The organism is Alloprevotella sp. Lung230, from assembly GCF_014385435.1.
GTDB lineage: Bacteria > Bacteroidota > Bacteroidia > Bacteroidales > Bacteroidaceae > Alloprevotella.
Genome location: NZ_JACSUD010000001.1, coordinates 1 through 12,096 on the forward strand (window position 1 = coordinate 1; position 12,096 = coordinate 12,096).

Below are 12,096 nucleotides of genomic sequence, written 5' to 3' on the forward strand. Positions count from 1 at the left end.
CTCATCGACCTGGGCATCGGCGTGCGTGCCTTCCGCAAGCACCTGAGCGACTATGGGCTCACCGTCCCACGCATCGCTGCCATCCTCGTCACCCACGATCACACCGACCACATCAAGGCAGTCGGCCCCCTCGCCCTCCAATTCCGCCTCCCCGTCTATGCCGCTCCGCTGGTGCACGAGGGGATGATGCGCAACCGCTTCATGACCAAAAAAGTACCCCTCGAACAGCAGCGCCCCACCGAAGTGGGCGTCCCCTTTGAGGTGGGCAACTTCCGCATCACCCCCTTCGCCGTGCCGCACGATGCGCGCGACAACAACGGCTACTTCGTCGAACTCATCCATCCCGAGGAGGGCGGCGACATCTTCTCTCCCGCACCGGCCGACCCACGTCCCACCTTCTGCCTCATCACCGATGCCGGACGCTTCACCGACGAGATGATTCCCTTCGTGCAGCGGGCACGCCACCTCATCATCGAGGCCAACTTCGACCGCACGATGCTCGAAAACGGACCTTACCCACAGTTTCTCCAACAGCGCATCTCCAACGGACGCGGGCACATGGACAACCGCCTCACCGCCGAAGCCCTCCTCCGCCACCTCACGCCCATCACGCGTCGCATCTGGCTCTGCCACCTCAGCGAAGAGAACAATCGTCCGGAATTGGCGCACAAAACTGTGCAAAGTGCCATCGACCAGCTCCCATTTCCTGACAAACCACAACTGGAAGTGCTGCGGCGGCGCACACCATCGGGGCTGATACGCCTCGACTGAGCGCCGTGGGAATTGTGAAAACAACAATCTTTTCGAAGGTCAGTTCTCAACAAAGCCTAAAAACTGCAAGATAATCGCCTGCGGCTCTTGCCAATCTGATTTTCTTTCCGACATTTGCGGTAATCAATCCCCACAGCAAGGGCAGTTATCGACATTAAAACTCAGACGTTATGAAAAGACTTTTGCTCTCCCTCGTCCTCCTCATCGCCGCCTCGGCCCTAAACGCCATGAGCTATCGGGAAGCCCGCGAATACGCCTACTTCCTGACCGACAAAATGGCCTACGAACTGAACCTCACGCCCGAACAATACGACCGTTGCTATGAGGTGAACCTCGACTATCTCCTCGCCGTCGACAACCGCTACGATATCTTCGGCAACTACTGGTCATTTCGCGATGCCGACCTCCGCTACATCCTCTTCGACTGGCAATATGCCCTCTATCGCACAGCCGACTACTTCTTCCGTCCGCTCTCTTGGAGCCGCAACCGGTTTGTCTTCTCCATCTACACCCGCTACACCCGGCCCGACTATTTCTACTACGACCGGCCCGATGTCTACATGAGCTATTCCGGCACGCGTTGGGCACAGCGCCGCCCGGGCACACTCTCGCCCTACCGCGACATGGTGTTCAGCGGCCGCAAAGGCGGTATGCGCGACAACTATGCCCCCGGCGACTATGGCTACAACTACAACAACGGCTATCGCTACAACGAGGACTACGACTACAACGACTACTACGGCTACCGCAACAACTACGGCAATAGTTACGGCGGCCGCTACGAAGGCACGGGCCGATATGGCTCCGGCAACCGCTACGAAGGAGCTTACGGCAACAACTACAACAACGGCAACCGCTACGAAGGCAGTGGGCGCTATGGTGGCAGCAACGGCTACACCTACGGCAACACTTACAGTACACCGTCCCGCCAAGAGGCCGACACGCCCCCCCACCGCAACGACAACCAAGGCTTCAACAGCCGCAACGGAGGGTTCGACAGCAGCACCATCGTGCGCGGCAATCGTGGCAACGGCTTCAACGACAACAGTGGTTTCAACAGTAATTCCGGCAGCAACCGCAGCACTTTCACCCCCGACAACAGCGGGCAGAGTCGCCCCAACACCAACGTCCCACAGCAACAATCGGGCAGCACCCGCAATGTGGGCGGTGTGCAGATTATCGGTGGGCGTCGCTGATGACGTGCCCACTTACACGAAGCCTCCGTTCCGCCGGGGACGTATCTCCCTCTTTTTTACCTCAACACGTCTATGTATTCCACCCTTCTCTTTGACCTCGACGGCACACTGCTCGACACTTTGAACGACTTGGCCGACAGCGTCAATTACGCTCTTTCCACCCACCACCTCCCTTTGCGTTCACAAAGGGAGGTGCGCGCGTTTTTAGGAAACGGCATTCACAATCTCATCGCTCAATCCGTGCCGGCCACGCTTCCGCAGGCCGACTTAGAGACCGTGTTCCAAACCTTCCGCGCCCACTACCTCGACCACTGCCTCGACCAGACCGCCCCCTATCCCGGTGTCCTCGACCTACTCCGTCGGCTTCAAGGACGCGGTGTGAAGATGGGCATCATCAGTAACAAACTCCAGCCTGCGGTGTCGGAACTCAACCATTTGTTTTTTGCCGACTTCATCGACATAGCCATCGGCGAAAGCCCCACCACACGACGCAAGCCTCATCCTGACGCTGTGCTGCACGCGATGGAGCAACTCGCTGCCGACCCGCACACCACGCTCTACGTGGGCGACAGCGAGGTGGATTACGCCACGGCACGCGCGGCCGGCGTGGCTTCGGCGCTGGTGTTGTGGGGCTTTCGGGATGAACCCGACCTGCGCCTGCTGCACGCTGACCACTACCTCTCCTCTCCTCACGAATTGCTCGCTCTCGCGGCACCACAGCGGGAGGAGTAGGAAGAAATTTGTGAAAACGGAAAAAAAAGTGTATCTTTGCAGTCATTTTTAATAGGTATTCCTCGGGATGCCGCTTGTTTCTTTTTCGACAATCACATTTATGTACTACATATCCAAACGCATTGAAATCTCCTACGCCCACCAACTGGTGCTGGACTACGAGAGCAAATGCACCCACCTCCATGGACACAACGGCATCGTCACGGTGTTTTGCTGTGCCGAAACCCTCGACCACAACGGGATGGTCACCGACTTCACCCACGTCAAGGAACGCGTGCAGAAGAAGCTCGACCACCGCAACGTCAACGACATCCTCAATTTCAACACTACCGCCGAGAACATGGCGCGCTGGATTTGTGAGCAAGTGCCCAATGCCTACAAGGTGATGTTTCAAGAAAGCGAAGGCAACATTGCCGTCTACGTGAAGCCGGGATTTGAAAACGCGGCACTCTGATGAAAGTCAATGAGATTTTCTATTCCTTACAAGGCGAGGGCTACTGGACAGGAACAGCGGCCGTGTTCGTCCGACTGAGCGGTTGCAACCTGCGCTGTTCTTTCTGCGACACGGCACACGAAGCCGGCGAGCCCCTCACCGAAGCGGCCATCGTCGAAGCCGTGGCTCAATATCCGGCCCGCCATGTGGTCATCACCGGAGGAGAACCCTCGCTGTCGCTCACGGCATCGCTCGTCGATGCGCTCCACGCCATCGGACGCTTTGTCGCGGTAGAGACCAACGGAACGCGCCCCCTGCCCGACAATGTCGACTGGATTACGCTCTCGCCCAAAGATGCTTTCGAGCGAAACGGGACGCCCATCCTCACGCGCTGCGATGAACTCAAAGTGGTGTTTGACGGCAGCGAGCCAAAGACTTATGAGGGCATCACGTCCACTCACCGATTTCTGCAACCTTGCGATGTGGGCGATGCCCGAAAGAATGCCGAAATCATGGCTGCCTGTATCCACTTCATCAAGACTCACCCCACGTGGCGTCTCTCTCTCCAAACGCACAAGATAACCCAAATTCGGTAACCACCGGACACTTTCCTTTCCCCACCCGTTTTAGAAGTCCACCCAACATGAAACATATCCGCAACTTCTGCATCATCGCCCATATCGACCACGGCAAAAGCACCCTTGCCGACCGCCTGCTTGAGCGCACTTCGACCATCAAAGTGACCGAAGGGCAGATGCTCGACGATATGGATTTGGAAAAAGAGCGCGGCATCACCATCAAGAGCCACGCCATCCAAATGAACCACCAGCTCGATGGCGAAAATTATGTGCTCAACCTCATCGACACCCCGGGACACGTGGACTTTGCTTACGAGGTGAGTCGCTCCATCGCAGCGTGTGAAGGCTGCCTCCTCGTGGTGGACTCCACTCAGGGCGTGCAGGCGCAGACCATCTCCAATCTCTACATGGCCATTGAACACGACTTGGAAATCATCCCCGTGCTCAACAAGTGCGACATGCCCAACTCGATGCCCGAAGAGGTGGAGGACGAAATCATCGAACTCATCGGGTGCAAACGCGAAGACATCATCCGTGCTTCGGGCAAGACGGGCGAGGGCGTGGACGACATCCTGCGTGCCGTCATTGAGCGCATTCCTGCTCCCCAAGGCGACCCCGATGCTCCGCTGCAAGCCCTCATCTTCGACTCGGTGTTCAACTCTTACCGCGGCATCATTGCCTATTTCAAAGTGGTGAACGGCACCATGAGCAGCGGTGAGAATGTGATTTTTGTCAACACGGGCAAAGAGTATAAGGCCGATGAAATCGGGGTGCTCAAGATGGAGCTTTCCCCTCGCAAAGAATTGCGGTGCGGCGATGTGGGCTACATCGTGAGCGGCATCAAGACCGCCACGGAAGTCAAGGTGGGCGACACCATCACCACGGTCGAAAATCCGTGTTCCAAAGCCATTGAGGGATTTGAGGAAGTGAAGCCCATGGTCTTTGCCGGCGTTTACCCCATCGAAACGGAGGATTTCGAACTGCTTCGCGCATCGCTCGAGAAGCTCCAGCTCAACGATGCTTCTCTCTCTTTCCAACCCGAATCGTCGGTGGCCCTCGGCTTTGGTTTCCGTTGCGGATTCCTCGGCCTGCTCCATATGGAAATTGTGCAGGAGCGTCTCGACCGCGAGTTCAACATGAATGTCATCACCACCGTGCCCAACGTAAGTTATAAGATTTACGACAAGCACATGGAGATGAAAGAGGTGCACAACCCGGCAGGGATGCCCGATGCGATGGAGATTGACCACATCGAAGAGCCTTACATCCGTGCTTCAATCATCACCCGCACGGAGTTCATCGGCAACATCATGACCCTCTGCCTCGGCAAGCGGGGTGAACTCATCAAACAAGAATATGTGTCGGGCGACCGCGTAGAACTTCACTACGATATGCCTTTGGCCGAAATTGTCATCGACTTCTACGACAAACTCAAATCCATCTCCAAAGGCTATGCTTCGTTCGACTACCACCCTATCGAATTCCGCACATCGCGTCTTGTGAAACTCGATATTCTCCTCAACGGCGAACCGGTCGATGCGCTCTCCACCCTCACTCACTTTGACAACTCCGAACGCTTCGGTCGCCGGATGTGTGAGAAACTCAAAGAACTTCTCCCGCGTCAGCAATTCGACATTGCCATTCAAGCTGCCATCGGGGCCAAAATCATTGCCCGCGAAACGGTGAAGCAACTCCGCAAGGACGTTACCGCCAAATGTTATGGTGGCGACGTGAGCCGTAAGCGCAAGCTTCTCGAGAAGCAGAAGCGCGGTAAGAAGAAGATGAAGGAAATCGGCAATGTACAGGTGCCGCAAAAGGCCTTCTTAGCCGTGCTGAAATTGGATTAACCCACGAACAAACCTCTTAATATTCGCCATAAGGATATGATTAGCAAAATCAACGACATTCTCGCCGAAGTGCCCAAACTCATCGCTGAGAACGAAGAACAACTCGAAGCACTTCGACTGAAATACCTCAGTAAGAAGGGCCTGGTCAATCAGCTCATGGCTGACTTCCGCAACGTGGCTGCGGAGCAAAAACGCGAAGTAGGCATGCGCGTCAACGAACTCAAAGACGCCCTGCAAACCCGCTTCAACGAACTCAAAGCACAACTGTCCACCGCTGAGGAAGATCACAGCGACCTCGACCTCACCCGAACGCCCTACCCCATCGCGCTCGGCACACGCCACCCCCTCTCGCTCGTCAAGCAGGAAATCATCGACATCTTCGGCCGCATGGGCTTCTCCCTCGCCGATGGTCCTGAGGTGGAAGACGACTGGCACGTGTTTGGCTCGATGAACTTTGCCGACGACCACCCTGCACGTGACATGCAGGACACATTCTTCATCGAGAGCCATCCCGACATCATCCTTCGCACTCACACTTCCAGCGTGCAAAGCCGCGTGATGGAGCAACAGCAACCGCCCATCCGCGTCATCTGCCCCGGCCGCGTCTATCGCAACGAAGCCATCTCGGCGCGCGCCCACTGCTTCTTCCACCAGGTTGAAGGGCTTTACATTGATAAGGATGTTTCGTTCACCGACTTAAAGCAGGTGCTCCTCACCTTCGCCCGCGAAATGTTTGGTGCCGACACACAAATCCGCCTGCGTCCCTCTTACTTCCCCTTCACCGAACCTTCGGCCGAGATGGACATCTCCTGCAACATCTGCGGCGGCGATGGATGCGGTTTCTGTAAGCACACCGGATGGGTCGAAATCCTCGGATGTGGTATGGTCGACCCTGCCGTGCTCGAAGCCAACGGCATCGACTCCACCGTCTACAAAGGCTATGCTTTCGGCATGGGTGTGGAGCGCATCACCAACCTCAAATATCAAGTCAAGGATCTCCGCTTGTTCTCCGAAAACGATGTGCGCTTCCTCGACGAATTTATGGCCGCCCACTAACCCTTCTCTTCCCCTACACCCACACGACTTTCTTCCGACCCACCCGAGTGGGGTCAAGTCGTGTGGGTGTTTTTGTTGCCACAAAGCCACCGACCTATGCTCTCCATCCTCATCCCGACCTACAACGTCGACTGCCTGCGACTGGTCACCGACCTCCACCAACAATGCGAAGAACTGCAAGCCCAGTTTGGCGCGACGACCTTCGACTACGAAATCCTTGTGGCCGACGATGCCGGCACCGACACAGCCGTCATTGAGCGCAATGAGCTGATGGAATGCTTCGACAACACGCGCTACATCCGCCTGCAGCACAACTGCGGACGCGCCCTCGTCTGCAATTTCCTCTTCGACGAGGCCCGCTTCGACCATCTCCTCCTTATGGATGCCGATGCCGAGGTGTGCAGCGAAAGTTTCCTCTACGACTACTGGATGCAACGCACCACGGCCGATGTTTTGGTGGGCAGCATACGCACTCCCGACACCGCACCACGCGGCCACGAACTGCGGTTGAAGTATGAGCACGCGGCCCATCGCATCCGCACCACGGCCTATCGCAATGCCCATCCCGCCGCCCACTTCTCCACCTTCAACGTTCTTTTCTCCCGCCGTACCATCGAGCAAGTCCATTTCGACAATCGCTGCACGGAATACGGCTACGAAGATGCCCTTATGGGCTACACCCTCGTCGAGCGCGGCTTCTCCATCCGTCACATCGACAACCCACTCCTCCACATCGGCATCAACAGCAACGAGAGTTTTCTGCGCAACACCGAAACCGCCTTGCGCGTGCTCCGCCGTCTCGGACCGCCGCTCACCGACCACGCCCACATCGCCCGCCTCCACACTCGCTTGTCACGTCTCGGTCTGCTCCCGCTCCTTCGCTGCTGGCATCGGGCCTTTGCTCCCTTTGAGCGGCGCAATCTCCTCTCTCGCCGCCCCCTGCTCTGGGTGTTCAACCTCTACAAACTCGGCTGCTACGCCTCCCTCACCACGACCTAAATCTCTCCTCCGCCATGTCCACTTCCCAACCTCTGTTTGACGCCGCCCAAGACACCGTCGTCCGCTTTGCCCAAGGCCGCGCACTCGTGCTTGCCGCTCCCGGTTGCGGCAAAACCCACCTCCTCACCCACCGCATCGTCCAAGCGCACACCGTCGACGGCGTGCCTTACGACCAAATGCTCTGCCTCACCTTCACCAACCGCGCCTCACGCTCCATGGCCGAACGCGTGGCCGAAGTCATGGGCAGTCTGCCCGAAGGCCTCTTCGTGGGCAACATCCACCGCTTCTGCATCCGCTTCCTCTTCGACAACGCCCTTCTCCCTCTCGGCACCACCATCATCGACGACATCGACCAAGCCGAAATCCTCACCGAACTGGCTCAAACGGCCTTCGACGAAGACGGCAGTCCACGCACTCTCACCGCCGCCGATGTGAGAAAAACCATCCACGCTGCCGCCCGACTGCTCGAAAGCCGACACCAGATCCCGGCCGACCTTCACCTCCACAAGCACGCCGACACGGAATACACCCACTTTGCGCAGCGCTACCTCGACTATAAGCACGACAACCAGCTCATCGACTTCGACGACATCCTCATCCTCACCTATGCCCACCTCGCCCGAAAGTCGGTGGCCGACATGGCCTACACTTGGTTGCAGGTCGATGAAGTGCAGGACCTCAACCCCCTCCAGCTCGCCATCATCGACCTCTTGGCCGCCCCCGATGCCACCCTCCTCTACCTCGGCGATGAGCGACAAGCGGTCTACTCCTTCATGGGCACCGATGCACAGAGTGTCGACCGTCTGGCGCAGTTGTGCCAAGGGCATGTGTTCCACCTTTCCAACAACTATCGAAGCCCCGAATATCTCCTCGACTTCCTCAACGACTATGCCCACAGCGTGCTCCACGTCCCCTTGGAACAACTCCCCACCGCCATCGACTCCCGCCACATCGACGATGGCCTTCTCCTGTTACGCGGTGAGCAGATCGGCTACCGTGAGAGCACACAGCCTCAGCTCATTGCCCGCCACGCCCGCCAACTTTACGCGCAGACCGAGGGCGAAAGCATCGGCATTCTCGTGCGCAGCAATCTGGAAGCCGAACTCCTCTCGCAGGCCCTCACCGACGAGGGACTTCCCCACCTGAGCATCACCCGCCGCGATGTGTTCAAGAGCATCGACTTCAAAGTGATTTATGCCCATTTCTCCGTCGTGCTCAACGACACCCGCCACACCGACTGGGCCCGACTGCTCCATCACACCAGTGTCATCGAGTCGATGGACTATGCCCGCCGCTGCCTACGCCGCATGCGCACCATCGGCCTCACACCCACCGACCTCATCCACTACGACCGCAGCAGTTATTGTCTGGAGGCGGCACGCAGCGTGAGGGGACGCACCCTCGTGGTCTTCGACACAGAGACCACAGGCACCGATATCTTCCACGACGACATCATCCAGATTGCGGCCGTCAAGCTCTGCAATGGCAAGGTGGTCGAAGGCAGCGAACTCGACCTCATCATCGAGACCGACCGCCCCATCCCCGAAATGCTGGGTGACCTCCACAACCCGATGGTCGAAGAGTATCTCCGCCGTCCCCACCTCTCGCCCGAAGAAGCCTTTGCTCGCTTCCTCGACTACGTAGGCGATGCCGAACTCGTGGGGCACAACGTCCACTTCGACCTCAACATCCTCACAGCCAATCTCCGCCGCCGAACACCCCGGCTCGCCCTTGCCAATCGCCCCGTCTGGGACACCCTCAAACTGGCACGTCTCCTCGACCCCGACCTGCCGCGCTATCGGCTCGTCGACCTCCTTGACACCTATGGACTGGCGGGCGAAAACTCCCACAACGCGGCCGACGACATCCAAGCCACGGTGACGCTCCTCCTCCACCTCTGCCCCATCGCCGAAAGCCGGGCCGAAGCGCAAACCGAATTCCTCGACAACAACTGGACGCGTACCATGCGCCGCCGCTTGCTTGACCGCTACGCCCCGCTCTACCTCCACACCCACAATATCCTTTCCTCTCCCACGATCGATGCCGAGCACAGCCTCCCCCACGAGTTGGCCTACATCCACGACGCTCTTGCCGCGCTCGGCGCCATCACGCCCCTCCTCTTTCTGCCCCAAATCTGCGAACTCATCGGGCGGATGGTTCCTTCCGACAGCCCCTTCTTCGATCAGCTTGACCATCATCTCTACGAAATCCGCAGTTTCAGCGAGTCCGACCTTTTTGAAAGCCGCATCTTTGCCGAGCGCGTCTTCGTCATGACCCTCCACAAGGCCAAAGGTTTGGAGTTCGACCACGTCATCCTCCACAATATCTCCGAGGGCGTCTTTCCCCATCCACGCAGCAATCCCGACGACTGCGCCGAGACGGCCCGCCTGCTCTACGTCGGCCTCTCCCGCGCTCGCGCCACCCTCACCGTGGCTTTTGCACCGCGCCTTTCACCCTTCCTGGCCGACCATCCCGAAGTGATGGCCCACTTCAAGTCGCTGGAAGAATAGAACGTCCTCCCGTCGAAAAAAAGACCGAACCCACCTTGAGTGAGTTCGGCCTTTCTTTTTGTAGTCAAAAGGTTCGGGACAGGCGCGGCTACTTTCCCCCATGAAGACAAAAGTTGATGCGGACCTACACATTCTTACCTAGAAGTGTCGAAAAGTCAACTACGTCAAAGATATTCTATAATTCAAGGTTTGGTTTATATAAACCAAGCTTTGAATTACATAAACCAAACCTTGAATTATATAAACCAAACCTTGGTTTATAGATTACTCGTGAGCTTTCGAAGTTTTTCGGCTTCATAGCGAACTTCTGACAGCCGATGAAGAAGTAAAAAAGCGATGCCCTGTTCGTGGAGGAACAGGGCATCGCTTAGTTGGGAAGGGGAGAAGGGTAAAGTCCGTTAGAATTCGCTCGTGAAGTGGAAGCGAATATCCTTGAAATCCTGCTGTGCCATTTGGAGCACGTAACCAGAGTCGGCGAGGAAGACATCGCGGCCGTCACGGTCTTTGGCCATATATTGGTATTTTCGCTTCTTGAATTGTTCGAGTTGGGCGGGATCGTCACTCTCAATCCAGCAGGCTTTATAGAGCGAGATGGGTTCCCAGCGGCACTTCGCGCCATACTCGTTTTCGAGGCGGTACTGAATGACTTCAAACTGGAGTTGTCCGACAGTGCCGATGATTTTGCGGCCGTTGAATTCGTTGACAAAAAGTTGCGCCACACCTTCGTCCATGAGTTGGTCAATGCCCTTTTGCAGTTGCTTGGTCTTCATGGGGTCGGCATTTTCGATGTATTTGAACATCTCTGGCGAGAAGGAAGGAAGGCCGCGGAAGTGCATTATCTCGCCTTCGGTGAGGGTGTCGCCGATTTTGAAAATGCCGTTGTCGGGCAATCCGACAATATCGCCGGGGTAGGCTTCGTCAATCGTTTCTTTGCGCTGCGCCATAAATTGTGTGGGTGAGGAAAAACGCACCGTTTTTCCGTTGCGCACATGAAGATAAGGGGCATTACGCACGAATTTGCCCGAACACACCTTGCAAAAGGCGATGCAGGAGCGGTGGTTGGGGTCGATGTTGGCCGTGATTTTGAAGATGAAGCCGGAGAACTTCTTCTCTTCAGGGTCCACCAGGCGCTCTTCGGCCTGCGTGGGGCGGGGTGAAGGAGCGATCTTGACAAAGCAGTCGAGGAGTTCCTTCACACCGAAGTTGTTGAGCGCCGACCCGAAGAAGACGGGGGCAACGTCAGCGGCACGATAGGTGTCGAGGTCGAAGTCGGGATAGACACCTTCGATGAGTTCGAGATCGTCGCGGAGCTTGGCAGCATCGGTTTCGCCCACATTGGCTTCGAGTTCGCCAGGTGCTTTGATGTCTACAGCCACCTTTTCCGTAACCTTTTGTTTGTCGGCCACGAAGAGGTCGAGTTGTTGCTCATAGATGTTGTAGACGCCTTTGAAGCGCTGGCCCTGGTTGATGGGCCAAGAAAGGGGGCGCACGTGGATTTGGAGTTCCTCTTCCAGTTCATCGAGCAGGTCGAAAGGGTCGCGACCCTCACGGTCCATCTTATTGACAAAGATAATGACAGGGGTTTTACGCATGCGGCAGACGGTCATGAGTTTGCGGGTCTGCGCCTCCACGCCTTTTGCGCCATCAACCACGATGATGGCCGAATCTACTGCGGTGAGCGTGCGGAAAGTATCTTCGGCAAAGTCTTGGTGACCGGGAGTGTCGAGGATGTTTACCTTATAGCCCTCGTAGTCGAACTCCATGACGGAGGTGGTGACGGAGATACCACGCTGCTTTTCGATTTCCATCCAGTCGGAGGTCGCGGTCTTCTTGATTTTATTGCTTTTCACCGCTCCTGCCACTTGGATTTGACCACCGAAAAGGAGGAGCTTCTCGGTGAGCGTAGTCTTACCGGCGTCGGGGTGAGAAATGATGGCAAAGGTACGTCTGCGTTCGATTTCGGGATTCATTCTA

10 protein-coding genes are annotated in these 12,096 nt (G+C 56.9%); 9 read left to right on the top strand and 1 reads right to left on the bottom strand.

Annotated elements, in window-relative coordinates; genetic code table 11:
• The 9 genes from H8527_RS00005 to H8527_RS00045 all read left to right on the top strand — a co-directional run.
• On the top strand, window positions 1–771 hold a 771-nt coding region (locus H8527_RS00005), incomplete at its 5' end, for an MBL fold metallo-hydrolase (protein WP_187544543.1).
• Between the two features lie 170 nt (window positions 772–941).
• The gene (locus H8527_RS00010) at window positions 942–1,967 is read left to right on the top strand and encodes a hypothetical protein (protein ID WP_187544545.1); all 1,026 of its coding nucleotides are present in this window, start codon (window positions 942–944) and stop codon (window positions 1,965–1,967) included.
• A gap of 72 nt (window positions 1,968–2,039) precedes the next feature.
• Entirely contained in the window at window positions 2,040–2,699 is a 660-nt protein-coding gene (locus tag H8527_RS00015; protein ID WP_187544547.1) for an HAD family hydrolase, read from the top strand.
• 100 nt (window positions 2,700–2,799) lie between these two features.
• The gene (locus H8527_RS00020; protein WP_187544549.1) at window positions 2,800–3,153 is read left to right on the top strand and encodes a 6-carboxytetrahydropterin synthase; all 354 of its coding nucleotides are present in this window, start codon (window positions 2,800–2,802) and stop codon (window positions 3,151–3,153) included.
• Window positions 3,150–3,728 (top strand): radical SAM protein, encoded by a 579-nt coding sequence (locus tag H8527_RS00025; protein WP_187545156.1) that lies wholly within the window; start codon window positions 3,150–3,152, stop codon window positions 3,726–3,728. Before H8527_RS00020 ends, H8527_RS00025 begins: the two co-directional genes overlap by 4 nt.
• Before the next feature lie 47 nt (window positions 3,729–3,775).
• Window positions 3,776–5,557: a translation elongation factor 4 gene (gene lepA / locus H8527_RS00030; protein ID WP_187544551.1), complete on the top strand. Its 1,782-nt coding sequence runs from the start codon at window positions 3,776–3,778 to the stop codon at window positions 5,555–5,557.
• A 36-nt stretch (window positions 5,558–5,593) separates the two neighbouring features.
• Window positions 5,594–6,613 (top strand): phenylalanine--tRNA ligase subunit alpha, encoded by a 1,020-nt coding sequence (pheS, locus tag H8527_RS00035; protein ID WP_187544552.1) that lies wholly within the window; start codon window positions 5,594–5,596, stop codon window positions 6,611–6,613.
• A 96-nt stretch (window positions 6,614–6,709) separates the two neighbouring features.
• Window positions 6,710–7,612, top strand: a complete 903-nt coding sequence (locus tag H8527_RS00040; RefSeq protein WP_187544554.1) for a glycosyltransferase — start codon at window positions 6,710–6,712, stop codon at window positions 7,610–7,612.
• Between the two features lie 14 nt (window positions 7,613–7,626).
• Complete coding sequence (locus tag H8527_RS00045; protein WP_187544556.1) at window positions 7,627–10,122, top strand: 3'-5' exonuclease; 2,496 nt, start codon at window positions 7,627–7,629, stop codon at window positions 10,120–10,122.
• A 398-nt stretch (window positions 10,123–10,520) separates the two neighbouring features.
• Here the strand turns inward: H8527_RS00045 and H8527_RS00050 are convergent, their stop codons facing one another.
• The gene (locus tag H8527_RS00050) at window positions 10,521–12,092 is read right to left on the bottom strand and encodes a peptide chain release factor 3 (protein ID WP_187544558.1); all 1,572 of its coding nucleotides are present in this window, start codon (window positions 12,090–12,092) and stop codon (window positions 10,521–10,523) included.
• Window positions 12,093–12,096 lie beyond the last annotated feature (4 nt).